Raw genomic sequence first — 25,103 nt, 5'->3', positions numbered from 1 at the left:
GCCCCTCGGTCGGCGCCCCCTTCGTGCGTACGGCTGACTCGTACGGTCCAAGGGTGCGCCGCTCCGGATGCGGAGCGGCGCGCCGCGCGTGAATCTCCTTGTTGAGGAGGTTCACCATGCGCAGTGCTCTGATCGCTCTCCGTGCCACCGGGGTGGCCGTCGCCCTGACGGCCCTCACCGCCGTCACCGCGCCCGCGACCGTCGCCGAGGACTGGGGCCGCAGCGGTGTCTCGGTCAGGCCGGACCCCGCCGAACCCGGGGACCTGGTCAAGCTGGAGGTGCGCGGCTGCGACGGCGGCTGGGCGTCCGCGAGATCCTCCGTGTTCGTCTCGGAGGTCCACCTGTCCTCCGGCCACGACGACCGCCGCGTCCTGTGGGGCGACGCGCTCATCGCCGGGCACGCCCAGGCCGGCTCCCACGAGATCCACGTCAAGTGCGACGGGCACGACGGCCGGGTCAGCGGCTCGATCCGGATCAGGGAGCGGCGCCACCACCCCGATCCGCACCACTCGCCGGTCTGGCCGGTGCACGCGGGCGGCGGCGCGATGGCCGCCGACGTGGCGGCCAGGTCCTCGGAACTGGCGGCCGCGCCCGCGAAGAAGAACCACGAAGGCGACGGCCCCGGGATGCCCCAGACGGTGATCGGCGCCGTCCTCGCCGCCGTGGCCACCCTGGCCGTCGCGGGCAGGGCGCTGGCGCTGCGCCGCCGTCGCAGCGGCGAGTGAGGGCCCACCGGTGAACGAGGAGCCCCGCGGCTCCGGCGGCTCCCGCCTGCTGACGTTCGCCGCGTGGACGGTGCTGGTGCTCGGACTGTGGTTGTGGGGGCGGGAGATCACCGGAGTTCCCGTACCGCCCGCGGGACGGGCCGGGGGCGCCGGGGCCGCGGTCCCCGGTCTGCCCACCGCGCACTCCCCGCTGGCGGCGGCCCCGCCGGCGCGGCTCGACGTACCGTCCCTGGGCATCCAGGCGCCGGTGATCTCCCGCGGCCTCGACCGCGAGGGGGCGATCGAGCCGCCCCCGTACGAGAACCCGGGCACCGTCGGCTGGTGGAGCGGCGGCACCCAGCCGGGCCGGGCAGGGACCGCCCTGCTGGTCGGCCACGTGGACACGCGCACGAAGCCGGCGGTGTTCTACGGGCTGAGCACGGCGCAGCCGGGCGAGAAGGTGGGCGTGGTGCGGGCGGACGGCTCGGTGGCCGAGTTCACGATCGAGGAGGTACGGGTCTACGAGCGCGCGGGCTTCGACCCGCAGAAGGCGTACGGCCCCAAGGTGGCGGGCCGCGCCGAGCTTCGGCTGGTGACCTGCGGCGGGACGTACGACAAGAAGGCCAAGGAGTACTCGGCGAACGTGGTGGTCGCCGCGTACCTGACGGGCGTGAAGGCCGGGCCGGGTACGGCGGTGTGAGGCGGCTTCGTCCCGTGCTCGGCGACGCCGCGCGGGACGGAACGAAGAAACCCCCGCAGCTTTCGCTGCGGGGGTTTCTCCCGTCTGTGCGCCGCCAGGGACTCGAACCCCGGACCCGCTGATTAAGAGTCAGCTGCTCTAACCAACTGAGCTAGCGGCGCCTGCTGACAGGGAAAACTCTACCCCACCTGCGGGGGTGCTCATGACCAGCCGCGCCCGCGTTGTCCGATTAACCCATGTTTGGGGGGTTTGTCGTGCACGATATGTCTGGGTCGAGCCGCATCTGATGCCCCGCCAGATGCGTGCCCGGCCGGACGAGTGGACGAGCAAGGGGAGTGGACGGAACGCATGACGACGCAGCCTCCGGTGCATGTGCAGACGGCGCCATCGATGCCGATGCCGATGCCGATGCCGGTCTTCGAGGAGTACGAGCCCGCGGGCGACTGTGTCTGCCTGGGCTGTGTGCACCGGCGCCGCACCCTCGCCCGCGGGCGGGCCACAGCGCTCCGGGACGGCGGGCCCCCGGGCGCGCGCGGCGCCCGACGCGCGCTGGTGGTGGCCACCGCGGCGGGTGTGGTGCTGAGCGGTGGCGGCGCGACCGCACTGGCCACGGCCCGCCCGGCACCCGGCCCGAGCCCGGTCCCGGTGGCGCCGACACCGCCGAGGCCCCCGGCGGACGGGCCCGGGTCTCCGCAGGGCGTACCGGCGCCGCTGCACGGGCCGAAGGGATCGCCCGCCAAGCCGCCGGGCCGGCCGGGTGCGCCCGCGACGGTGAGACGGATCGACCGCTCGACGATCATCAACCGGGCCAAGGTGTGGCTGGAGCAGCAGGTTCCGTACAGCATGTCCGACTACTGGTCGGACGGCTACCGGCAGGACTGCTCGGGCTTCGTCTCGATGGCCTGGAACCTCGGCACGAACGAATGGACCGGCAGCCTCGACAAGTTCGCCAAGAAGATCACCAAGGAGGAACTGCTGCCGGGGGACATGCTCCTCTTCCACAACCCCTCCGACCCCAACAACGGCTCGCACGTCACCCTCTTCGGCGGCTGGGTCGACGAGACGCGCACGAGCTACGTCGCCTACGAGCAGACCCGCCCGACGACGCGCAAGCTCGCTACGCCGTACGGGTACTGGAACAACGCGACGAAATACCTCCCGTACCGCTTCACGGGCGTGACCGGCGGGCTCCTGCCGGACGCCCCGGGGACCGACCCGAAGCCGGCTGCTCCGTCCGCGTTCCCCGGCGCGAAGATGTTCGGGCCGGGCGCGAACAACGAGTACGTGGCGCGCCTGGGCCGGATGCTGATCGACCGGGGCGGGCGGCGCTTCTACCCCAAGGGACCGAGCACGAAGTGGAGCGAGTCGGACCGGCTCGCCACGCAGGCCTTCCAGCAGGCCCAGGGCTGGACGGGCGCCGAAGCCGACGGCATCCCGGGGGCGCACACGTGGCGGCTGCTGGTGGAGGGCCAGGGCAACGACATCATCCCGACGCCGGACGCCGCCCCGGGCCCCGGCGGCCACCCCGCGCACCCGTCCCCGGGTGCGTCCGGCCCGGCGGCGGGCGCGCCCGCCTACCCGGGGCCGGGGGCCTTCCGGCCGGGGCGGTCGGGCCCGGCGGTCGCCGCGCTCGGGCGGCAGTTGATGGCCAAGGGGTTCGGCAAGCACTACACGTCCGGCCCGGGCTCCGTATGGGGCGAGGAGGACCGGCGCAACGTCGAGGCCTTCCAGCGCGCGCAGGGCTGGCGCGGGGCGTTGGCCAACGGTTATCCGGGCCCGGAAACCTGGCGCCGGCTGTTCGCATGACGGAGGCAACGATGTACCCCACGCGCACCACGACCACCACGGGCACGTTCCCCGTCCCCGCGGCGGAGCGACCCCCCACCGCCGGCCGGCCCCCGCGCCCGGGCCGCTGGACCACCCACCGCCCGACACCCGCCCCGCCCCCGGAGGCGGTGGGCCCGGTCCAGGCCCCGGGCGCGGCCCCGGCTGCGGGAGTGACCCCGGCCCCGGGCGTGACCCCGGCCCCGGCTGTGGTCCCGGCTGCGGGGGCTCCGGTTCCGGCCCCGGGGGTAGCTCCGGCCGTGACCCCGGCCCCCGCTGTGATCCCGACTCCCGGGGCGGCTCCGGCCCCGGCCCTGGCGGGGGCCTCGGCGGCGGGGCCGGCCCGGACGGGGACTCCGGCCCCGGTGTGGCCCGCACCACCGGCCCGGACCCAGGCGCCGGATGCGGCGCGCATGGCGGAACCGGCCCCCGTGCCGGCTGGAAGCCCGGGTCCGAGCCTGGCCCCTGCCCGGGCGGGGGCCTCGGCGGTGACTCCGCCCCAGGCCCCGGATCCGGCCGCCCGGACGGAGGCCTCCGGCTGGATGGCGGCTCCAGCGGCTGCGGCCCAGAGGGAGGTGCCGGCCCCGGTCTGGCCCCCGTCCCCGTTCCGGACGGAGGCACCGACGGCCGCGCCCGTGAACCCGTCCGTGGAGCGGAGCATGTCCGCTGCCGGGACGGCTGCCGCTGACCGGACGGTGACCCCGTTCCCGGCGGTGGCTCCGCCGCACACCCCGGCCCGGACGGAGGCACCGGTGGTGGCTCCGGTCCCGGTCCAGGACCCGGGGGAAGGTGCGGGCCTGAGCCCGGCCCCGGCCCCGATGGCTTCGCCTCAGTCCCCCGCCCGGGCGGAGGACTTGGGCGGCACTGCAGTTCCCGCTCCGGGGCCGGGTGGACGCCCGGGCCTGAGCCAGGCTCCCGCCCGGGCCGTGGCACCGGCCGCCGCCCCCGCTCCGGTCCGGTCCGCACCTGCGGCCAGGACGGACGCCCCGGGCCCGACTCCGGCGGCGCCCGTGAGCGTGTCCTGTGCCGTGACGACTGCCGCGGTCCCGGCGGTGCCTTCGGCCGCGGCCGCGCCTCTGGAGCCGCTCCGGGAGCCGGGTCGTTCCCCTGCCGGGGCGGCCGCCTGGACGTCGGCGCCGACGGACGCTCCGTACCAGGCCCCGGCTCTGGCCGCCCTGCGTGCGGCCTCGCAATCGAGCCGGCCTCTTGTCGGGACGGCCGCCTCGTTCTCGGCCGTGCCCGTGAGCCCGTACCAGGGGCGGAGTGCTTCCCCTGCCCGGGGGACGGGCTCGGCCGGTGTCCCGGCGGTGGCTTCGCCTCAGGCCCCGGCCCCGGCCGACACGACGGGCGCGTCGGCGGTGCCGGCCTGGCCCGCGCCCGCCCGGAGGGAGGCGTCGGCAGAAGCTGCGGCCGGGTACCCGAACCCGTCCCGCGCGTCAGGCTCGTCGGCTGCCGGCACGGCCGCCCGGGCGTCCACCCCGGCGGTGGCACCGCCCCCGTTCCCGGGGCCGGGCACGGCTTCGGCGGTGTCCCGGGCTCGTACGGAGACGCCGGCCATGTCCGCGTTTCCGGCGCGGGCGGAGGAGCCTGAGGCGGCAACGGCTTCGCCGCAGGCCCCGGCCGCGGCTTCGGCGGCAGCGGCGCCCGCCCCGGGCCGGGCGCAGGCCCCCGACGTGGCGGTGAACCCCGTTCCGGCGGGGGTCCGTTACCCGGAGCCGGCCATGCCCCCGGCCCCGCCCCGGGATCCGGCGGCAACGACCGGGGTACCGGCCGCGGAGTCGGCCCCGGCGCCGCGGGCGGCTGCGGCCCCCGACCGGGCCCGGGCGCAGGCCCCGGCGTCGGCCCCCGACGTGGCGGTGAACCCCGTTCCGGCGGGGGTCCGTTACCCGGAGCCGGCCATGCCCCCGGCCCCGCCCCGGGATCCGGCGGCAACGACCGGGGTACCGGCCGCGGAGTCGGCCCCGGCGCCGCAGGCTGCTGCGGCCCCCGACCGGGCCCGGGTGCAGGCCCCGGCGCAGGCCCCCGACGTGGCGGCGAACCCCGCTCCGGCGGCGGCCCGTCACCCGCACCCGGCGTCGGCCCCCGACGTGGCGGCCGACCCGCACCCGCACCCGGCGTCGGCCCCCGACGTGGCGGCCGACCCGCACCCGCACCCGGCCGCCACCGCCCCCGAGCGGCATGACCGGTCCGGGGTCGTCGAGGGGCCGCGCGACCCGGCGGGCGAGGAGGCGAGGACGCACCCCGAGGCGATCCCGGCCGCGCGGGGGCAGGCGGAGGGCGGCGCGTACCGGGCCGCCGGGCAGCGGCAGAGGTCCGTCGTCGACCTCGTGGCCCGGGCCGTCGCCCGGGTGATGGACCCCGGGGTCCGGGACGACCCCGCCCCCGGCCCCCGCCCCGAACCCGAGCCCGGCCCCCGCCCCGACCCCGAGCCCGTCCGCGGGACCGCCGTCACCGAGGTCCCCGTACACCTGCCGTTCCTCGGCCACCCCCGCCCGGCCCTCCCGGCCCCGCACCCCCGCCGGCAGCCCCCCGCGCCCCCGGCCGTCCGACCGGCCCCCGCCGGCCGCCGCGTCCCCCGGGGCGACGACGGCCTCCGCGAGCACCGCGGCCCCGTCCTGCCCGGCTGGTGTGCCGTCGGCATCGGCGCCCTCGCCCTCACCGGCTGCGCCGCGGTGCTCTGGCGGGCCGGCGCCACCCCCGACCTCCTCGCCGTGGCCTTCGGCGCGGCCCCCCGCGCCTACCACGGGCTGCCCGCCACCTCCTGGCCCCCGCTCGCCTTCCTCGGCGTCGTGGCCCTGCTCGCCCTCGGCGGACTCGGCCGCGCCAAGGCGGGTCACGCCTGGGTGCTGACCCTGTTCGGCCGCTACCGCGGCACCGTCCGGCGGACCGGTCTCACCTGGGTCAGCCCGCTCCTGCTCCGCCGCCGCGTCGACGTACGGCTGCGGCACTGGCGCAGCGAGCCCATGCCCGCCGTCGACGCCGGCGGCCTCGCGCTCCAGGTCGTCGTCCAGGTGGTCTGGCAGGTCAAGGACACCGCCCGGGCCACCCTCGCCGTGGCGGACCACACCGCGTACCTCGCCGAACAGGTGGAATCGGCCATGGCCCGGGTCCTGTCCCAGCTCCCCGCCGACGCCTTCCACGAGGACGCCCCCACCCTGCGCGACGCCGAGGCGGTCGGCGACGCGCTGACCCGGATGGTGGCGGCCGAGACGGAGGCCGTCGGGATCGAGGTGTTCTCCGCCCAGCCCACCCGCATCGAGTACGCCCCCGAGGTCGCCGAGGCGATGCGCCGCCGCCGGGTCGCGGCGATCGACGCCAAGCACCGGGACACCGTCCTGAGCTCGGTCGTGGACGCCGTCGACGACACCGTCCACCGGCTCACCTCGCGCGGGATCGTCGAGCTGGACGACTACGAGCGCAAGGCCCTGGTGAAGGACCTGACCGTCGCCTTCTACACCGGGCGCGCCGACCAGTAACGACGGGGAACACCACCACGGAACGGGTGGCCGGTCACGACCGGACCACCCGTTCCCCCTTTGGTATGGACATGGCCAACTCCCGTCAATAATCTGGAACTTGGTCTAGACCTGCACTCCAGCGATCCGATCGGCCCGAACGCGATCCCCACCGCGTGCGCACGCCCTCCCGCCTGTCTCCCCCCACGTCCAAGGAGCATCATGCGTCACCTCCGCATGCCCAAACGGTCCGCCGCCGCGCTCGGTCTCGGCGTCCTGGCCACCGTCACCCTCGCCGGCGCCCCCACCGCCAGCGGCCACGGCTACACCGACACCCCCATCAGCCGCCAGAAGCTCTGCGCCAACAAGACCGTCCCCGACTGCGGCCCCATCCAGTGGGAGCCGCAGAGCGTAGAGGGCTACAAGGGCTTCCCCGCCGCCGGCCCCGCCGACGGCCAGATCTGCTCCGGCGGCCACAGCGAGTTCGCCCAGCTCGACGACCCGCGCGGCGGCGCCTGGCCCGCCACCGGCGTGACCAGCGGCCAGAGCTACTCCTTCCGGTGGCAATTCACCGCCAACCACTCGACCACCGACTTCAAGTACTACGTCACCAAAAACGGATGGGACCCGAAGAAGCCGCTCACCCGGGCCTCGCTCGACCCCCAGCCCTTCCTCACCGTCGCCTACAACGGCGCCCGCCCCGCCATGACCACCGTCCACCAGGGCACGATGCCGAGCGGGAAGACCGGCCGTCACATGATCCTCGCGGTCTGGACGGTCAACGACACCCCGATGGCCTTCTACGCCTGCTCCGACGTTCAATTCTGACGCATCGTCAGATAACCTCCGGCGGCATGCGGACGACACACGGAACCGTCGCGGAGCTCATAGCGCGCCAATGGGGCGACCACCGGCCCGGGCTGAGGTACGAGAACACCGTCCTCACCCATCACCAGAGCGCCCAGCAGGCCGCCGCGCGCGCCGCGCTGCTCGTCGACCTCCTGCCGCCGGGTGCGGAGCCGCACATCGGGGTGCTGCTCGACAACACCCCGGAGTTCCCCCACTGGCTCGGCGCGGCGGCCCTCGCGGGGGCCGCCGTCGCCGGGATCAACCCCACCCGGCGCGGACCCGAACTGGCCCGCGACATCCTGCACACCGACTGCCGGATCCTGGTCACCGAGCCCGCCCACCTGCCGCTGCTGCGCGGCCTCGACCTGCCCGGCGTACGGATCCTGGTGACCGGGAGCGAGGAGTACGCCGCCCTCCTCGCCCCCTTCGCCGCCGTCACCCCCGGGGAGGCGGTCCTCGGCGGCGGTCCGGGCCCCGGCTCCCGCCTCCTGCTCTACTTCACCTCCGGCTCCACCGGCGCCCCCAAGGCGGCCGTGTGCAGCCAGGGCCGCCTGGCCGCCGCCGGAGCCTCCCTGGCCCGCACCTTCCGGGTCACCCCGGACGACGTCCACTACATCTGCATGCCGCTCTTCCACGGCAACGCCGTCATCGCCGCCTGGCTGCCCGCCCTGGCCGGCGGCGCCTCGGTCGCGCTGCGCCGCCGGTTTTCGGCCACCGCGTTCCTGGACGACGTACGGGCCCACGGGGCGACGTACTTCACCTACGTCGGCCGGGCCGTCCAGTACCTCCTCGCCACCGAGCCCCGCCCCGACGACCGCGAGCACACCCTCCGCCTTGGCTTCGGCACCGAGGCCGGCGCGGTCGACGCGGCCCGCTTCGCCGAGCGGTTCGGGGTCCGGCTGGTGGAGGGCTACGGGGCCACCGAGGGCGGCGCCTCCGTGCAGCGGACCCCCGGCACCCCGGCCGGCGCCCTGGGCCGGGCCGCGCCCGGGGACGACCTCGCCGTCGTCGACCCGGAGACGGGCAAGGAGTGCCCGCCGGCCCGACTGGACGGACGGGGCCGCCTCCTCAACGGGGAGGAGGCCATCGGCGAGCTGGTCAACCGGGGCCGCAGCCTCTTCGAGGGCTACTGGCGCAACCCCGAGGCGGAGGCGGCCCGCACCCGCGAGGGCTGGTACTGGACCGGGGACCTCTTCTTCCGCGACCCGGACGGGTTCCTCTACTTCGCCGGCCGCACGGACGACCGGCTGCGGGTCGACAGCGAGAACCTGGCGGCGGCGGTGATCGAGAACATCCTGGCCCGCTGGTCCGAGGCCTCGGCGGCCGCCGTGTACGCGGTCCCGGACGAGGTGGCGGGGGACCAGGTGATGGCCGCCGTGGCCCTGCGCGAGGGCGCGGCGTTCGACCCGCGCGCGTTCGAGGCGTTCCTCGCGGCCCAGCCCGACCTCGGTACGAAGATGGCCCCGCGCTACGTCCGCGTCCTCGACGCACTGCCGGTGACGGCGACGAACAAGATCCACCGGGTGGCCTTGCGACGGGCGGGTTTCCTCGTCCCCGAACCCGTCTGGTGGCGCCCGCCCGGCGCCGACGGCTACCGCCGCCTGGACGGGGAGGGCCTGCGCGCGCTGCTGGCGGCGTACGAGGACCAGGGCCGCCGGGACCTCCTGGACCGCTGAGGCAACCGACCGGGACGGCCGCCCGTCTTGAAGGCAAAGGCGGCAAGGGGCGAGGGGGGTGGCGCGATGAAGGCGAAGACGACAACGGCCGCGGTCGGCCGGTCGGTGGCGGCGGGGGCGCTGTGCGCCCTGCTCGCGGCCTGCGGCACGCACGTGGCGGGCACCGCCTCCCCGTCCGCGGCCCCGGCCCCGCCGACCTGCGCACCCAACCTCCCCACGGAGGAGGAGACGGGGACCACCCCGAACATCCCGACCGAGGAGGAGACGGGGACCACCCCGAACATCCCCACGGAGGAGGAGACGGGGACCACCCCGAACATCCCCACCGAGGAGGAGACGGGCAGCACCCCGAACATCCCCACCGAGGAGGACACGGGAGCTCCGCCGAACCCGCCGACCGACCAGGGGGACGGGACTCCCGGGCCGCCCACGGACGGTGCGCCGGCCTGCCAGGTGGTCGACGGCTGGTACGACATGACCCGCGACTTCAACGAGTACTACGCCCGCCACCGCACCGACGAGGACGAGTTCATGCCGACGGGCAGCGTCACCCTGGTACGGATCCGCAAGACGGCCCGCAACACCGAGGCGTGGATCACGTTCTCCACCGGGGCGGTCGGCAAGGGTGAGGGCGAGGACGCCCGCCGCGTCGCCACGGTCTTCGGCGCCTGGCGCCACGAGGTCTTCGGGGACCGGGGCACGGTCGGGGTACGGACCGGGCGCGACGTCAAGGTCACCACGACCTGGTGATCGCCGCCGTGATCGGGTGTGCGATCCGCTGTGATCCGCTGTGATCCGGCGTGATCGCCGGCGGCCCCGGTATTGGTTTTGAGCACCCCCCGGGACCAGGTAGTATTTTCTCTGTCAGGCGCCGCTAGCTCAGTTGGTTAGAGCAGCTGACTCTTAATCAGCGGGTCCGGGGTTCGAGTCCCTGGCGGCGCACCTGTACTTCGGGCGGTTCCCGGTTCACCGGGAACCGCCCGAAGTGTTTTCCGGCCCGGACTTCCTCCCCGGGTCACCGCCCGGGCCCGGCTCACAGCGTGAGCGACAGCAGCAGCGGCGCGGCCTTCCGGTTCAGCGCGTCCGCTGCGGCCCGCAGCCGGTGCGCGTGCTCGACCGGCATCGACAGGGCCAGGCAGCCGACGGAGGCCCCGGCGGTGATGGGGACCGCCGCGCAGACCGTGCCGACGGCGTACTCCTGCAGGTCGAGCACGGGGACGGTGGCCGGCTGGCTGTCGAGCTTCGAGAACAGGATCCGCTCGTTCACGATCGTCTTCGACGTGAGCCGGGCGATCTTGTGCCGGGCCAGGTGGTCGCGGCGCCCGTTCTGGTCGAGCTGGGTGAGCAGGCACTTGCCGACCGCGCTGGCGTGCGCCGCCGAGCGGAAGTCGACCCACTCGTGGACCTTCGGGGTGCGCGGACTGTCCGCGAACTGCGTGATGCGGACCTCGCCGTCCACGTACCGGCTGATGTAGACCGCCGCGCCGACCGAGTCGCGCAGCCGGTCCAGGGTCTCCTGGAGCTTCTCCTGCAGCGCCTGTTTCCGGTCGCTCCCCGAGCCGAGCAGGACCAGGGAGTCCCCTATGGCGTAGGCGCCGTCGGACACCTGCAGGACGTATCCCTCCCGGCGCAGCATGAGGAGCATGGGCGCGAGATGGGCCGCGGGCAGGCCGGTCTCACGCCCGATCTGTGCGTCCGTCACGCCACCGGTGTGGCGCGCGATCGTTTCGAGTACGCGAAGCGCGTACTGCACCGAGTGGAACGGCGCGGTCGGCTCGGGCTTCAGCGCCACGGTTTCCCCCTACCAGGTTGTTACCGCTTGCCCTACCACGATAGCCATCAAGCGGCCCATCCGGAGCGCCTGTTGGGGAGATTGATGGCTCAATCAAGTCGCTTGTTCAGCAGGTATCCGAATGGCATATGCCCCTGGCAAGACCATCTTCCCGGTCTGCCGGGAATGCCCGGCCCCGGCCCACGGTTCGAGTTCTTCGTACGGACGTGAAGGAGTGCGGAATGGGACGGGAGCGACGATGAGTGACGCAGGGGACGCGGGGGACACCGGGACGAGCGCGGCAGCGGCCGAGGACCCGCACGTGAGTACGGGGGCGGACCCGGGCGCGCGGGCAGGCGCGGGAGCGGAAGCCGACGGGGCCCCCACGGACCGCACGGACCGTACGGACCCCATCCGTGGGCAGGTGCGGGGCCGGGCGCCGGTGCCGCTGTCGGTGCTGGACCTCGTCACCGTCGGGTCGGGCGGCAGCGCACGGGAGTCCCTGCGCACCAGCGTGGCGATCTCCCGGCTGGCGGAGTCCCGCGGCTACCACCGCCACTGGGTCGCCGAGCACCACTCCATGCCCGGCGTGGCCAGCTCCTCCCCGGCGGTGATCCTCGCCCACCTCGCTGCCCACACCTCCCGGATCCGGCTCGGATCGGGCGGCGTCATGCTGCCCAACCACGCCCCGCTGGCCGTCGCCGAGCAGTTCGGGACCCTGGAGGCCTTCGCCCCGGGCCGGATCGACCTCGGTCTCGGCCGCGCCCCGGGGACCGACCCCGGCACGGCGGCCGCGCTGCGCGGGCCCGCGCGGGCGGAGGAGGCCCACGACGAGTTCCCGCGCCGCCTCGGGGAGCTGATCCGCTTCCTCGACGACAGCTTCCCCGACGGGCACCCGTACGCCCGGGTCCATGCCGTACCCGGTCCGGTCCAGGGTCCCGTCGGGCGGCCCCCGGTGTGGCTGCTCGGCTCCTCCGGATTCAGCGCCCGCCTGGCCGGCGAGCTGGGCCTGCCGTTCGCGTACGCCCACCACTTCTCGGCGGCCGGGACGCTGCCCGCGCTGGACCTGTACCGGCAGAGCTTCCGCCCCTCGGCGGTGCTGGACGCCCCGTACGCCGTCATCGGGGTCTCCGCGCTGGCCGCGGACACCGAGGAGCAGGCGCGGGCCCAGGTGCTGACGGGCGCGCTGTCGATGCTGCGGCTGCGCTCCGGCCGGCCCGGTCTGGTCCCGACGCCCGAGGAGGCGGCCGCGTACCCGTTCTCGCCGCCGGAGCGGGAGTTCGTGGACGGCTGGCTGGCCAACATCGTGCACGGCACGCCCGACGAGGTGCGTTCCGGGCTCGACGCGCTGGTCGCCCGGACGGGGGCGGACGAGCTGATGCTGACGGCCAACGCCCATGGCGGAGCGGCCCGGTTGCGCTCGTACGCTCTCGTAGCAGATGCGTACGGGATGCCCGTGGAGGGCTCGCTTCCGGCTTGAGCGCACAAGAACGGGGTGCGGCTGGTTCTTTGCCGAAACCTTGCCGGAACGTGGCTTAGGGAAGCCTTAAACCGCTCGTCACCGGGGGTGGCGGGCGGTTTTTCCTGCGCGTCCAGCCCTCTGACGAGCGGATTTGAGCCCCGAGTGGTCTAGTCCTTCTTTGGTCCAAACCATTGACTGGGGCTCGGCGTGATCGCTATCACTTCTCTCACCCGAAGCTGACGCATCCCCTCCCACCCCCACGGAGTCAGTTCATGCACATCCGTAAACCCCTCATCGCGGCCGCCGCCACGGCCGCGCTGGCAGCCGGAGCGCTGGCCACCTTCGCGGGACTCGGCACCGCACAGGCCGCGGGCGCCGCCACCGCCACCACCGCGGCGGCCGCGGGCAACGTCAAGATCGCCTATTACGACCAGTGGAGCGTGTACGGGAACGCCTTCTACCCCAAGCAGCTCGACACCCGTGGCATAGCGGGCAAGCTGGACGTCATCAACTACTCGTTCGGCAACATCCACCCCACCGACCTCACCTGCTTCGAGGCCAACAAGGCGGCGGGCGACGACAACAACGCCAGCGCCGGCGACGGAGCGGGCGACTCCTACGCCGACTACCAGAAGTCGTTCGGCGCGGCGGACAGCGTCAGCGGGGTCGCCGACAAGTGGGACCAGCCGATCGTGGGCGTCTTCAACCAGTTCAAGCAGCTCAAGGCGAAGTACCCCCACCTCAAGATCAACATTTCGATCGGCGGCTGGACGTACTCGAAGTACTTCAGCGACGCGGCGAAGACCGACGCCTCCCGCAAGAAGCTCGTCTCCTCCTGCATCGACCAGTACATCAAGGGCAACCTGCCGGTCGAGGGCGGCTACGGCGGCCCGGGCAGCGCGGCCGGGATCTTCGACGGCATCGACATCGACTGGGAGTACCCCGGCTCGGCGGGCGGCCACCTCGGCAACCACTACGCCCCCGAGGACAAGCAGAACTTCACGCTGCTGCTCAAGGAGTTCCGTACCCAGCTCGACGCGTACGGCCAGGCCAACGGCGGCAAGAAGTACCTGTTGACCTCGGCGCTCCCGGCGGGCCAGGACAAGATCAAGTACATCGAGACGGACAAGATCGGCGCGTACCTCGACTACGCGAACATCATGACCTACGACATGCACGGCGCCTGGGACGGCGACGGGCCGACGTACCACCAGTCCCCGCTCTACCCCTCGGCGGCCGACCCGACCGACCCCATCGCGCCGGGCACCGAGAAGTACAGCATCAAGAACGCCATCGACTCCTGGCTCGACGGCAACGCGGCCTACGGCATCGCGGGCGGGTTCCCCGCCGGCAAGCTGACGCTCGGCTACGAGTTCTACTACCGCGGCTGGAAGGGCGTCCCCGCCGGCACCACCCACGGCCTCGCCCAGACGGCGACCGGTCCGTCCGGCGCCCGGCCCACCAGCCAGCAGGCGGGCATCGCCAACTACAAGGAGCTCGGCGGGATCGTCGACAACCCGGCGGTCACCTTCTGGGACGACCAGGCGAAGGCCTCGTACTTCTACAAGGACGGCGAGTTCTTCACCGGACTCGACCAGAAGTCCGTCCAGGCCCGCGTCGACTACGGCAAGCAGCGCGGCCTGGCCGGCGCGATGATGTACTCCCTGCTCGGCCTGGACGACAAGACCACGCTGCTGAACCAGATCTCCACCGCCCTCGGCGGCTCCACCCAGCCCCCGGCCACCCCGACGGCGACCCCCACGCCCACCTCCACCCCCACCCCGACGGCGACTCCCACCGCCACGCCCACGACGGGCTGCGCCGCCCCCGCCTACGTCGCGGGCACGGTCTACACCGGCGGCAGCGAGGTCTCGCACAAGGGCCACAAGTGGAAGGCCCAGTGGTGGACGCAGAACGAGGAGCCCGGCACCACCGGTGAATGGGGTGTCTGGAAGGACCTCGGCGCCTGCTGATCCCCCCACCCCGCGCCGAGCGACCCTGCGCCCCGACCCCAGCCAGGGGTGCGGGGCGCAGGCGTGCCCGGCGCCCGGTCCGCCAGGCCGAAAGAGACGGCCTAGATGTATTGACCCGCAGCGTTGTTCACTCGGCTGATGGGCGGCTTGCCGTCCAGTGCGGTGTGGCAGCGGTGGTGGTTGTAGGTGTGGAGGAAGTCTGCCAGGGCCGCTGTCCGCTCGTTGTTCGATTGGTAGGGCCGTAGGTAGGCCCATTCGTCGAGGAGGGTGCGGTTGAAGCGTTCGACTTTGCCGTTGGTCTGCGGCCGGTAGGGCCTGGTCTTCTTGTGGGTGATGCCGGCCGCGGCCAGGGTCTGGGTGAACTGCTTGGACTTGTAGCAGGAGCCGTTGTCGGTCAGGACGCGTTCAACGGTGATCCCGTGGGCGGTGAAGAACGCCTGGGCTCGCTGCCAGAAGGCGACGGCCGTCTGCTTGCGTTCGTCGGTGAGGACCTCGCTGTAGGCCAGGCGGGAGTGGTCGTCGACGGCGGAGTGGATGTAGCTGTAGCCGATGACCGGCGTGGAGCTTTTGCGCTGGTCGGTGGTGGCTTGGCGGTTGCGGTCGCCTGCCGCCCGGCCCACCACGCGCCATCCGCCGCCTTCGGGGATGTTCCCGAGCTTCTTGATGTCGACGTGGACCAGTTCGCCCGGTCGGGCCCGTTCGTAGCGGCGGATCGGCTGGCCGGTGGGCCGGTCCAGCCAGGCCAGCCGGTTCAGGCCGTGGCGGGCCAGGATCCGGTGGACGGTGGAGGCGGGCAGGCCCAGGACCGGGCCGATGCGGGCCGGCCCGAGCTTGCGGCTTCGGCGCAGGTCACAGACGCGGGCCTCGATCGTCGCGGGGGTGCGGTGCGGGGTCGTACGCGGCCTGCTGGAACGGTCGTGCAGGCCGCCCTCGCCTTCGGCCCGCCAGCGGCGGACCCATTTGTGGGCGGTGGGCCGGGATATGCCCATCTCGGCGGCCACGTGGGCGACCGGCCGCCCGGCCAGAACCCGCTCGACCAGGATCCGCCTGCCGTGAACCGTCAGCCGGGCATTACGGTGGGACACGAAGACCTCCGTGTGTGGTGTGGAGCCTAGACACCTCCACCACACCGGAGGTCTTCGCCATGATCAAGACCCGGCTCTGTTAACAACGCTCGTGATCAATACACCTAGAGGCCGGTGCCCCGCGGGCGGGTGCCGATCATCTCCGCGATGCGTTCCGGGGCGACCGCGCGGGAGTAGAGCCAGCCCTGGCCGGTGTCGCAGCCGACGCGGCGCAGCCGGGCCGCCTGCCCGGCCGTCTCCACGCACTCCGCCGTCACCGTCAGGCCCAGCCGGTGCGCCAGCTGGACCAGAGCCTCCACGATCGTCTCGTCGGCCGGGTTGGGGTGGGCGCCCTCCTCGTAGCGGAAGCCGCGCACGAAGGAACCGTCCAGCTTGAGCACCGACACCGGCAGCCGGCTGAGGTAGGCGAGGTTGGAGTACCCGGTGCCGAAGTCGTCGATCGCGATCCGTACCCCCATGTCGCTCAGCGCCTGGAGCGCCTGCAGGGGCCGTCCCGCCGAACCCATGACCGCCGACTCCGTCAGCTCCAATTGGAGCAGCTGCGGCGCGAGGCCCGTCTCGGCGAGGATCTCCGCGACGTCACCCACCAGGTCGGAGTCCCACACCTGCCGCACCGCGACGTTCACCGACACGAACACCGGTGCGTCGCTGGGCTGCTCGATCTGCCAGCGCCGCGCCTGCCGGCAGGCGGTCCGCAGTACCCACTGGCCCAGCTGGACGATGGAGCCGTCCTCTTCTGCAATTCCGATGAACCGATTCGGCGTCAACGTGCCGAACTGCGGGTGGTTCCAGCGCACCAGCGCCTCCACCCCGCGCACCGCACCGCTCTCCAGGTCCACCAGCGGCTGGTACTCCAGCGCGAACTCACCCCGCTCCACGGCCGGGCGCAGCGTGGACGACAGGGCCTGGCGGGTCATCCGGTGGGCGTTGCGCTCCGGGTCGAACAGGGTCCAGCGGGCCTTGCCGTCGGCCTTCGCCCAGTACAGGGTCGTGTCGGCGGCCTGCATCAGGCCGGTCGCCGAGGTCCCGGCGGCGGCCCGTTCCACCACGCCGATGGACGCCGACACCGACAGCCGTTGCCCGGCCAGGTCGAACGGCTCCTGTACGGCGGTCAGTACGCTGCGCGCGAGCTCCGCGAGCTGCTCGGTGCCGGTGGAGTCCTCGACCAGCAGGGCGAACTCGTCGCCGCCGAGCCGTGCCACCAGGTGCCCGCTGGTGCGCCCGTATCCGGACTGGTCGGCGCACTGGGTCAGCCGGGCGGCGACCGCGGTCAGCAGCCGGTCGCCGACGCGGTGCCCGAGGGTGTCGTTGACCGCCTTGAATCCGTCGAGGTCCAGGTAGCACAGGCCGATCCGGCCCGTGCCGCCGTCCTCGTACGAGGACGCCTCCAGGGCGGCGGACAGCCGCTCGAAGAACAGCGCCCGGTTGGGCAGCCGGGTCACGGGGTCGTGCATCTGGAGGTGGCGCAGCCGGGCCTGGAGGTCGCGCCGGTCGCTGATGTCGGCAACGGACAGCAGGACGTCCCGGGTTCCCGGTACCGGCCCCAGCGTCACCTCGGTCCACAGCGAGTGCCCGTCGGGGTGCTTGAGCCGGCGGGTGCAGCGCAGCCGCGCCTGGCGCCCGCGGAGCACCTCCTGGTACGCCTGCCAGGTACGGGCCTCCGCCGCCAGGTCGACCAGCTCCGCCGCGGCCCGCTCGACGAGTTCGTGCGGTTCGGCGCCCAGCAGTGCGGCCAGGGCCCGGTTGGCGGCGACGACGTAGCCCTCGCGGTCGACCACGGCCATCGCGAGGTGGGCCGCGTCGAAGGCGGCCCGGAAGTCGCGTGCTCCCGGCGCGGGCCGGGTGGGCGTGGCCGGCATCGACGGAACCTCCGGCTCGCTCGACATGCCCGGCAGGGCCGGCACTGCTGGGTGACGCTCCGTAATGGCCGATCGGATGCGGTCGGCCGCCGAACCGGTTCCCTCTGAGGTTCCGCTCACCGTTGGCTCCCGCATTGCTCGTGAGTGTCCGTGCAGGAAAGTGTGCCGATCATAGAGGCTGCCGGACGGCCCTATCCAGCGGCGTCGCCGGGTGGAGGGACGTACTTCGGCGGGATGACGCCGTGATGACGGTTCGTCGGCCTGACCACGGGTGATCGTTTCTGCGCGGCTGTGAGCATGCGGAGCCCGTCATTGATCTCAGGTGACCGCTCGTGACGGTCCGTAGGCGGGGTCGTGAAGCCGGGGGGTCACCGACTTGCCCTACTGCTCACTCATGTGGGGCACCGGAACAGGGCATAAGTAAGACAATCGCCTCAAGGTGGACGAGATGGTACTAATCCACCACCGGAGGTCGATGTGCCGCCCCAGCAGACACCCGGGGGAGTGGACCATCCCGGCATCCGAAGTGCCGCGGCGGTTCTCACCTCCATGGCGGCGGTCGCCGCCATGTCGCTCGTCGCCACCCCGGCGGCCGCCGCGTCCGGCGCCGGCCCCTGCGCCCTGACCCGCACGGCCGCCCACCACTCCCTCGGCCTGGACACCTGGAACCGCGCCTACCCCAAACCCGTCCGCACCCTGAACGCGGTCATGGTCTTCCTCTCCTTCCCCGACCACCGCGCCACCGTCACCCCCGACCAGCTGACCGGCGACTACTTCCCCGCCACCAGCGAGTTCTTCGAGCGCGCCTCCTACGGACGCTTCCGGCTCGTCCCGCACCCGCAGAAGCAGTGGATCGCGATGCCCAGGCCCTCCACCGCGTACGGGATACAGCGCGACTGGGCGCCCGAGGCCCGTGCGGCCTACCTGCGCGACGCGGTCGCGGCCGCCGACCCCGCGGTGGATTTCAGCCAGTACGACGTCGTGTACTTCGTCGCCGACCCCAACGCGCCCGGGGTGGACTCGGACGCCACCAAGGTCGTCAACTTCGACCGGCCCCTCGTCGCCGACGGCACGGAGCTGCGGCGGATCGTGACCGTCTTCGAGCGGCACCCCCCGGACCGCAACGTCCTCGCGCACGAGACCGGGCACGTCTTCGACCTGCCCGACCTCTACCACCGCCCCACGGACGGCAAGGGCGACTGGGACACGTTCGTCGGGGACTGGGACGTCATGGGCAGCCAGTTCGGGATGGCCCCGGACCTGTTCGCCTGGCACAAGTGGAAGCTGGGCTGGCTCGACGCCTCCCAGGTGGACTGCGTGCCGTCGGGCACCTCCCTGCACACCCTCCAGCCGATCGCCGAGGGCGTCCCCAGGGGCGGTTCCGGTGGCACCCGGCTCGCGGTGGTGCGCACCGGCCCGGGCAGCGCCATCGCCGTCGAGGCCCGCGGCTCCGCCGGCAACGACGGGGACACCTGCACCGAGGGCGTGCTGGTCTACCGCGTCCGCAACGAGGCGGCCTCGGGCGGCGGCCCGATCGAGGTGCTGGACGGTCACCCGCGCTCGGAGGCGTGCTGGGACCGCTCGGTCTACCCGCCGCTGGCGGACGCCCCCCTGGAAGTGGGCGAGGCGTTCACGGTGCCGGGGGAGAGGATCCGGATCGAGGTGGCGGACCGGACCCCCTCGGGCGCCTACACGGTCAAGATCACGACGTAGGGACCGTCCGGGCACACGAAGAAGACCCCCACTCGCGTGGGGGCCTTCTTCCGTCTGTGCGCCGCCAGGGACTCGAACCCCGGACCCGCTGATTAAGAGTCAGCTGCTCTAACCAACTGAGCTAGCGGCGCCTGCTGACGTCGTAGACATTAGCATCCCGGTCGGCGGATCGAAAAATCGATACCTGCAGGCGGGCGGCGTGCAGGAACGCCCACAGCAGCGTGTCGGGCCCGGGCAGCCGGGGCCGCCGGGAGTCCGGGGCGACCAGCCAGCGCGACGGTCCGGACCCGGCGGCGAGCGGTGGAACGGTGACGGCGTCGCCCAGGCCGTGACAGATCGGGGCCGCCGTCTGCGCACCCCACTCCTCCCAGGCGAGCAGGGCCGGCAGCCGGTGGGCCGTGCCGGGGGCGGCGAAGAGCAGCATCCGGCCCCGGTGCACGGCGGCGGGCCCGCAGCCGGGGCCCTCGGCCCAGAGCAGGTCGAGCATCCGCCGGCCGAGCACGAGCGGGACGTTGACGACGTCGAACGCGACCCCGCAGGGCAGCACCGCCGGGGCGGCGGGCCGGCCCTCCCACGCCGCGAGGGCGCTGCGCGGGTGGGCGCACGCGGAGGCGAGCCAGGCGGCGCCCTCGTGGGTGACCCGGGTGGCGGGTGCGGGGCGGACGGCGAGGGCGGGGCAGCCGGTCGAGGTCGTCATGCCCCAGGTGTACCGCCGGTAGTGGAGCAACTCCTCGGAGTTACCGAATTCCGGGACAGGGCCGGGTCGCCCGGAGTATGGTGCGCGCCGCATATGCCAGGGGCCCCGGACGGCAGGGCCTACGCCTCGTCCGGACCGCCGCCGCGCCGGAGGCTCTCGCCGAACTCGATCATCTTGACGGCGTAGTCCTCGGTCCAGTCCGCCTGTTCCGCGATCTCACGGGCGGGCAGCCGGTCGAACCGCCGCGGGTCGGCCAGCTGGGCCGCCGCGAGCGCCTGGAACTCGACGGCCCGGTCCTGCGCCGCCCGGAAGGCCAGCGTCAGCTCGGTGGCGCGGGCCAGCAGCTCCCGCGGGTCCTCCATCGACTCCAGGTCGAAGAAGTGCTCGGGGTCCGAGGCCGCCTCCGAGGGCTCGAAGAGCAGCGGCGCGGGCCGCAGCCTCCGTTCGGTCCGCTCGGGCTCTGCCATGCCTGTCCTCCTGTGTGCTGCGCGCGAATCCTTCCGGGCCACCCTCCATTGTCCAACGCCCCGCAAGGGCGCACTCGCCTCCGCGCGCGCCTCAGGCGGAGACGGGCTCCGACGCCAGGGCCGCGACCTCGTCCAGCATGCCGGTCAGCTCTTCGGCGAGGCCCTCCGGGGCCTGGAAACCGTCCGGGCCGACCAGGGCGTTGATGCCGGGCACCGCCACCCGGCGCTCGGTGGGGAGCATGCCGAGGCGGGTCAGCACCGGCAGCAGCATCTCGGCGGCCGGGGCGCCGCCCGTGGGGCCGGCGCTGTAGCTGAGCAGGGCCACCGGCTTGCCGCGCCACTCGTTGTAGAGGAAGTCGATGGCGTTCTTGAAGGGCGCGGTGAAGCCGCCGTTGTACATCGGCATGACGAAGACGAACGCGTCGGCGGAGTCGACGAGGGCGCTCCACTCCAGGGTGTGCGCGTTGGCGTACACACCGCTGGAGGCGTACTCGGGCTCGTCGAGGAAGGGCAGGGCGATCTCGGCGAGGTCGACGGAGGTGACCTCGAAGCCGCCGTGTGCGCGGGCCTGTTCGCCGACCCACGCGGCGAGCGGGCGGCCCGAGGAGGTGGGGCGGGTGGCGGCGGAGATGACGTGCAGGCGGGTCATGTGCGGTGAACTCCCGTAGAACGTGTGTGCTGTGTCGGCGACAGTCTGGTCGTTGCCGCGCCCCGGAGGAAGCCGCACCCGCGCGGTATGTCAGGCCCCGCCCGCACGGGGCCCGTTGGGGATCCGTCCGGGCGGGCGGTCCGCGGCTCAGGGGCGCCAGGGGATGCGGTGGTCGGACCAGAAGTCCCAGGTGGACATCATCGCCTCCCAGCCGTCGGGGAACTTGACCGTCACGCCCAGCTGGACCGGCTCCGTGGACGGATGGTCGTCCAGGAGGGCCGCGACGCCCGCGCGGGCCACGACCACACAGGCGTGCCGGTGCCGGGACGCCAGGACGCACAGGCGGCCCGTCTCCAGGTGGAAGGCCGTGGCGTCGGGCCGGCCCGACAGGGGGTGCAGGACCACCGTCAGGTCGTACTCGCGGCCCTGGAGGCGATTCGCGGTGTCGACGGTGACGCCCGTGACGCCGAGGCCCGCCAGGGCCGTACGCACGGCGGCCGCCTGGTCACGGTGGGCGGTGCCCACGGCGATCCGGTCCGCCGTCAGCGGGGTCGGCCCGCCGGGGTGCTCGTCCTGCGTCACCGCGCCCCGGTCCAGGGCCCGGCGGACCACCAGCGCCACCGCCGCGACCGCCTCCGGATCCGTGCGCGGGGTGTGCCGCGCGGGCAGCTCCAGCAGGCCCCAGCCCGACTCGGCGGCCTCGTCCAGCACCCGGTCCGGGCCCGACCCGTCGGAGGCGACCCCGTACGACAGCCGCCGCTCACCGGGGCCCGTACCGCTGCGGAACCGGCTGTACGGGTAGAAGGCGCGCGAGACCAGCGGGGCCGCCGACGCCGGGAGCCGCCACGACACCGGCAGCCGGTGCTGCGGCAGCCCGGGGTTGTGTGCCAGCAAGGTGGACACCGCCGACGCCGAAGGGTCGTAGGACAGCCCCGCCCACTGCTCGGCGCCGACCACGCTGAACGGGTCCAACTGCCCCGGGTCGCCCACGAACAGCGCCCGCTCGAACAGCCCGGCCACCGCCAGCAGCGCGTCCGAGCGCATCTGGTACGCCTCGTCCACGATGGCGTGCTCCCACGGCTCGGCGTCCTTCACGTACGCCCACTTCGCCGCCGTGGACACGGTGATCGGCAGCTCCGCGAGCTCCCCCGGCTTGGCCGAGAGGGTGACCGAGGGCAGCTCGCGCAGGGCGGGGTCGTAGGCGTCGCCCTCGCTGCTGTGCAACCGGCCGACCCTCAATCCCGGGTCCTTCTCGTGCAGCCGCAGCACCAGGTCGTCCACCTGGGCGTTGGTCTGCGCGACCACCATCAGCCGGCGCCCCGCGGCGGCGAGTTCCCGGGCGGCCCGCACCACCAGCGTGGACTTCCCGGCCCCGGGCGGGGAATCCACGACGACACCCCGGTCGGTGCCGTGCAGGGTGTCGTGCAGGATGGCGGCGGTCGCCTGGGCGGCCGCGGCCCCCGGGTCGAAGGCGGTCAAAGGATGTCTCCGTCGGTGACGGGGTCGGGGAGGGGGAGCGCGGCGGTCGCCGATCCCGGCGGGCCGCCGTGGGTCCACGGGGTGTGCTCCGGGTCCGGCAGCTTCGGGCCGCCGCGCGCGTCGTGCTCGAACAGCGTCCAGCAGAGCCGGTCGCCCTTCTCGGGCACCGTGCCCGGCGCCGGTTCCCGGCCCGAGCCCATCTTGTCGAGCAGCCGCAGCACGATCGCGCCGGCCCCCTCGAAGCGTACGAACTCGGCGGCCTGCGGGCGACCGTCCAGCGAACGGAACACCTTCCCGCCGGCCCCGTCGGTCAGCTGTGGCCGGTCCTCGGTGACCACCGTCACCAGCGGCCTCGGGCGCGGGCGCGCCGACCCGGTCCACTCCATGACCACTTCGGTGACCTCGCCGGCGAACGCCTCGCCCGCCAGGCGCCGGCCCGCCATCACCAGGGGGTCGTCGAGCGCCTCCTGGGCGTCGAGCCGTACCTGCTCCGTCTCCCGCGTGGCCAGCTTCTGCGCGGCCGTCACCGCGTCGTCGCGGCGCGGCTGCGGGGGCTCGCCCGCCCGTACGCGGTCGCGGTGGGCGGTGTACGACCAGCGGTCACGGGTCCAGCGTTCCCCGGTCCGCTCCCCGGCGGGCAGGGCGCGCAGCAGGTCCAGGGAGCGCCACACCGCGTCCCACGTCGGCCGCAGCTGTCCGCCGACCAGCTCGCGCAGCGCCCCCTCGGCCCGGTCGGCGGCGTCCCGGTCACCGGCGGCGCGCGCGGCGTCGTAGCGGGCCATCGCGGGGGCCAGCAGCTTGTTGTCGAAGGCCGGGTCCGTGGCGGGCCCGGCGGGCGGGACCAGCAGGAGGCCGTCCCGGTCGCGGGCCAGCTCCGCGCGCAGGGCGGCCTCCGCGCCGTTCTCGCCGCCCGGCGGGGCGATCCAGGCCAGCAGGGCGCCCAGGTGCTGGTCCTCGACGCTGCTCTGCCCGGTCGCCCAGTGCCGGGCCAGCAGTTCGGTCGCCGACAGCAGGAGGGAGGAGCCGGGGACCCGGGAGCGTTCGGCGAGGTGCGTGAACCAGCGCCCCAGCAGCGGCACTTGGGTGGGCACCGGATACGGGTTCTCGGGGTCCTCCTCCGCGGTGCGCCGGAACCGCATCGACCGCCCGAGCAGCCGCACGTACTCCACGCCCGCCCGGCTCGGCACGATCAGCTGCGGCGCGTCCACGCACAGCTCGGTCTCCACCTTGACCCGCTTGCCGGTCTCCGGGTCGGTCTCGGTGCGCTCGGCCGGCTCGACGGCATCGGCGTACGCGTCGATGTACGGCATCACCTGACGCGCCAGCTCCGCCAGGAACTCCCAGCGCAGGTCCCGGTCGCGCGGCTGCGGTATGACCAGCAGGCACGGGTCGTCCCGGTCGGTGCCCACCAGCGCGCCGAGCGGCGCCCCGGCCTCGCCGGAGGTCGTCAGCGGTACGAAGACCAGCGGGCGCCCGCTCAGATGGCGGTGCCGTACGGTCGCCAGGGCCCGGGCCCGGCCCGAGCGGACCGCCTCCAGCCGCGCGAGGGTGTTCAGCAGGGGCATGCGGAGTCCTCCGACGGGGTGCGGGCGGGGGCGAGCGCCAGCGCCTCGGCCCGCAGCCGGGCGGCCTGGCGCAGCGCAGCCCCGGTCGGGTCCTCGGCGGGCCCGGCTCCCGCGGCGGCGGCCAGGGCCTCCCCGACGGTGCCCAGCCCGCCCAGCTCGGCCCGCAGCGACCGGCCCAGCGCCCCCACCTCGTCGGCGGCGCGGGCCCGCTGGCGGCAGTGGAAGGCCAGCTCGCAGGCGGCCAGGCATTCGGGGGCGTAGGCCGCGGGGACCGCCGAGACGGCCCGGTCGAGCTCCTCGGCCGGGCGGGCGGGGTCGAAGCACAGGCCCTCGGGCAGCAGGGCGGCCAGCTCCTCGACCCGGGTCAGCCGCTCCAGCTGGCGACGGGTGACGGAGCGCTCCCGGCGGACGTCGACGGGTGCGGCGGTGGGCAGGTTGGAGAAGTCCTTCGGGCAGACCAGCAGCACCTCGTGGCCCACGGTGGCGCCGGGCAGCTTCCGGGCGGTGTCCTCCAGGGCCAGTACGTACACGGCCGCCTGCCGGGCGGCGGCGCCGACCTTCGCCGGGTCGGCGCTCCCGTCGATCATCGGGAACGACTTGATCTCCACCACGGTCCAGCGGCCGTCGGGGTGCACCACGACGGCGTCCGGCTCCAGGTACGCGGGGGAGCCCGCCACCTCCAGGGCCAGCATCGGGTGGTCCAGCAGCGTCCAGGTGCCGGCGGCGCTCGCCTCGCGCAGTGCGAGGGCGGTGCGGGCGGCGCGTCCCTGGGGGCCGGCGGCGGTGAGGTCGGAGACCGGGGCGGCCGGGCCGGGCGGCTCGGCCCCGGCGCCGAGGTGTTCGTGCACCAGGCCTAGCAGCTCCGCTCCGCCGTCGCCCTTGACCTTGGCCTCGAAGGAGTTGCCCCGGACGATCGCGAACTGCGACTGCCCGAAGGCGGAGGGCGACCCGAGGGCCGTGGCGAGGGCGGTCTTGTCCACGCCCGCCCCGTCGAGCAGGGCCCGTCTGCCGCAGCCGGGGTTGGCGGCGAGGGCGGCGAGCGCGCGGGCGTCGAGCGGACGGGGCGGCACGGCGGGGCCGCGCAGGTCGGCGAGCCGCTGCCGCAGGGGGGTCGTCTGCGGTGTCGTCTGCGGAGGGACGCTGGGCGGGTAGGAGCTCACGGGCGGAAGTGTCCC

20 protein-coding genes and 3 tRNA genes are annotated in these 25,103 nt (G+C 74.1%); 11 read left to right on the top strand and 12 right to left on the bottom strand.

Translation table 11 applies throughout. The features are described from left to right. Positions 1 to 116: 116 nt before the first annotated feature. Together OHA81_RS12335 and OHA81_RS12330 are read left to right on the top strand one after the other, a co-directional pair. On the top strand, positions 117 to 725 hold the full coding sequence (locus tag OHA81_RS12335; RefSeq protein WP_329195484.1) for a hypothetical protein: 609 nt from the start codon (positions 117 to 119) through the stop codon (positions 723 to 725). A gap of 10 nt (positions 726 to 735) precedes the next feature. Continuing rightward, positions 736 to 1,404 carry a class F sortase gene (locus OHA81_RS12330; RefSeq protein ID WP_329195483.1) on the top strand — a complete coding sequence of 223 codons (669 nt, stop codon included), beginning with the start codon at positions 736 to 738 and terminating at the stop codon, positions 1,402 to 1,404. A gap of 87 nt (positions 1,405 to 1,491) precedes the next feature. On the opposite strand, the gene OHA81_RS12325 is transcribed toward OHA81_RS12330, so the two are convergent. Continuing rightward, positions 1,492 to 1,565: transfer RNA gene (locus OHA81_RS12325), tRNA-Lys, on the bottom strand. Positions 1,566 to 1,806: 241 nt separating this feature from the next. On the opposite strand from OHA81_RS12325, the gene OHA81_RS12320 reads away from it, so the two are divergent. Beyond that, positions 1,807 to 3,210: a peptidoglycan-binding protein gene (locus OHA81_RS12320; protein WP_329202203.1), complete on the top strand. Its 1,404-nt coding sequence runs from the start codon at positions 1,807 to 1,809 to the stop codon at positions 3,208 to 3,210. Between the two features lie 1,336 nt (positions 3,211 to 4,546). On the opposite strand, the gene OHA81_RS12315 is transcribed toward OHA81_RS12320, so the two are convergent. Next, the gene (locus OHA81_RS12315; protein ID WP_329195482.1) at positions 4,547 to 4,786 is read right to left on the bottom strand and encodes a hypothetical protein; all 240 of its coding nucleotides are present in this window, start codon (positions 4,784 to 4,786) and stop codon (positions 4,547 to 4,549) included. Here OHA81_RS12315 and OHA81_RS12310 point away from each other — a divergent pair. The 5 genes from OHA81_RS12310 to OHA81_RS12290 all read left to right on the top strand — a co-directional run bounded on the left by OHA81_RS12310 (position 4,785) and on the right by OHA81_RS12290 (position 10,150). Beyond that, entirely contained in the window at positions 4,785 to 6,704 is a 1,920-nt protein-coding gene (locus OHA81_RS12310; protein WP_329195480.1) for an SPFH domain-containing protein, read from the top strand. The genes OHA81_RS12315 and OHA81_RS12310 overlap by 2 nt on opposite strands. 201 nt (positions 6,705 to 6,905) lie before the next feature. Beyond that, the gene (locus OHA81_RS12305) at positions 6,906 to 7,511 is read left to right on the top strand and encodes a lytic polysaccharide monooxygenase auxiliary activity family 9 protein (RefSeq protein WP_329195478.1); all 606 of its coding nucleotides are present in this window, start codon (positions 6,906 to 6,908) and stop codon (positions 7,509 to 7,511) included. A 26-nt stretch (positions 7,512 to 7,537) separates the two neighbouring features. Next, positions 7,538 to 9,208: an AMP-binding protein gene (locus OHA81_RS12300; protein WP_329195477.1), complete on the top strand. Its 1,671-nt coding sequence runs from the start codon at positions 7,538 to 7,540 to the stop codon at positions 9,206 to 9,208. Between the two features lie 66 nt (positions 9,209 to 9,274). Then, the gene (locus tag OHA81_RS12295; RefSeq protein ID WP_329195475.1) at positions 9,275 to 9,958 is read left to right on the top strand and encodes a hypothetical protein; all 684 of its coding nucleotides are present in this window, start codon (positions 9,275 to 9,277) and stop codon (positions 9,956 to 9,958) included. 118 nt (positions 9,959 to 10,076) lie between these two features. Further along, a tRNA-Lys gene (locus OHA81_RS12290) sits at positions 10,077 to 10,150 on the top strand. A 91-nt stretch (positions 10,151 to 10,241) separates the two neighbouring features. On the opposite strand, the gene OHA81_RS12285 is transcribed toward OHA81_RS12290, so the two are convergent. Beyond that, complete coding sequence (locus OHA81_RS12285; protein WP_190182595.1) at positions 10,242 to 11,000, bottom strand: IclR family transcriptional regulator; 759 nt, start codon at positions 10,998 to 11,000, stop codon at positions 10,242 to 10,244. A 238-nt stretch (positions 11,001 to 11,238) separates the two neighbouring features. On the opposite strand from OHA81_RS12285, the gene OHA81_RS12280 reads away from it, so the two are divergent. Together OHA81_RS12280 and OHA81_RS12275 are read left to right on the top strand one after the other, a co-directional pair. Further along, a complete protein-coding gene (locus OHA81_RS12280) occupies positions 11,239 to 12,459 on the top strand; it encodes an LLM class flavin-dependent oxidoreductase (protein ID WP_329195471.1) in 1,221 nt (406 codons plus the stop codon). A 254-nt stretch (positions 12,460 to 12,713) separates the two neighbouring features. Continuing rightward, entirely contained in the window at positions 12,714 to 14,414 is a 1,701-nt protein-coding gene (locus OHA81_RS12275) for a glycosyl hydrolase family 18 protein (protein ID WP_329195469.1), read from the top strand. Positions 14,415 to 14,515: 101 nt separating this feature from the next. On the opposite strand, the gene OHA81_RS12270 is transcribed toward OHA81_RS12275, so the two are convergent. Next, the gene (locus OHA81_RS12270; RefSeq protein WP_329195467.1) at positions 14,516 to 15,499 is read right to left on the bottom strand and encodes an IS481 family transposase; all 984 of its coding nucleotides are present in this window, start codon (positions 15,497 to 15,499) and stop codon (positions 14,516 to 14,518) included. 104 nt (positions 15,500 to 15,603) lie between these two features. Then, the gene (locus OHA81_RS12265; RefSeq protein ID WP_443056514.1) at positions 15,604 to 17,358 is read right to left on the bottom strand and encodes a putative bifunctional diguanylate cyclase/phosphodiesterase; all 1,755 of its coding nucleotides are present in this window, start codon (positions 17,356 to 17,358) and stop codon (positions 15,604 to 15,606) included. A 477-nt stretch (positions 17,359 to 17,835) separates the two neighbouring features. Here OHA81_RS12265 and OHA81_RS12260 point away from each other — a divergent pair, with 477 nt between their 5' ends. Then, positions 17,836 to 19,071 carry a M6 family metalloprotease domain-containing protein gene (locus OHA81_RS12260; RefSeq protein WP_329195463.1) on the top strand — a complete coding sequence of 412 codons (1,236 nt, stop codon included), beginning with the start codon at positions 17,836 to 17,838 and terminating at the stop codon, positions 19,069 to 19,071. 57 nt (positions 19,072 to 19,128) lie between these two features. Here OHA81_RS12260 and OHA81_RS12255 read toward each other — a convergent pair. From OHA81_RS12255 to OHA81_RS12225, 7 genes are all read right to left on the bottom strand, one after another. After that, positions 19,129 to 19,202: transfer RNA gene (locus OHA81_RS12255), tRNA-Lys, on the bottom strand. Further along, on the bottom strand, positions 19,193 to 19,768 hold the full coding sequence (locus tag OHA81_RS12250; protein WP_329195461.1) for a bifunctional DNA primase/polymerase: 576 nt from the start codon (positions 19,766 to 19,768) through the stop codon (positions 19,193 to 19,195). Before OHA81_RS12250 ends, OHA81_RS12255 begins: the two co-directional genes overlap by 10 nt. A 119-nt stretch (positions 19,769 to 19,887) precedes the next feature. Then, entirely contained in the window at positions 19,888 to 20,235 is a 348-nt protein-coding gene (locus OHA81_RS12245) for a hypothetical protein (RefSeq protein WP_329195460.1), read from the bottom strand. Positions 20,236 to 20,326: 91 nt separating this feature from the next. Then, positions 20,327 to 20,884, bottom strand: coding sequence for an NADPH-dependent FMN reductase (locus OHA81_RS12240; protein WP_329195458.1), 558 nt, complete (start codon positions 20,882 to 20,884; stop codon positions 20,327 to 20,329). Between the two features lie 147 nt (positions 20,885 to 21,031). After that, positions 21,032 to 22,363, bottom strand: coding sequence for an AAA domain-containing protein (locus tag OHA81_RS12235; RefSeq protein ID WP_329195456.1), 1,332 nt, complete (start codon positions 22,361 to 22,363; stop codon positions 21,032 to 21,034). Next, positions 22,360 to 23,928, bottom strand: a complete 1,569-nt coding sequence (locus OHA81_RS12230) for a hypothetical protein (RefSeq protein WP_329195454.1) — start codon at positions 23,926 to 23,928, stop codon at positions 22,360 to 22,362. The genes OHA81_RS12235 and OHA81_RS12230 overlap by 4 nt, the downstream gene beginning before the upstream one ends. Next, positions 23,916 to 25,088: a hypothetical protein gene (locus tag OHA81_RS12225; protein ID WP_329195452.1), complete on the bottom strand. Its 1,173-nt coding sequence runs from the start codon at positions 25,086 to 25,088 to the stop codon at positions 23,916 to 23,918. Before OHA81_RS12225 ends, OHA81_RS12230 begins: the two co-directional genes overlap by 13 nt. Positions 25,089 to 25,103: the final 15 nt, after the last annotated feature.

This window comes from Streptomyces sp. NBC_00667, from assembly GCF_036226825.1.
Classification (GTDB): domain Bacteria; phylum Actinomycetota; class Actinomycetes; order Streptomycetales; family Streptomycetaceae; genus Streptomyces.
The sequence above is the reverse complement of the archived record's forward strand: the minus strand, read 5'-3'. Positions and strand labels throughout refer to the sequence as shown.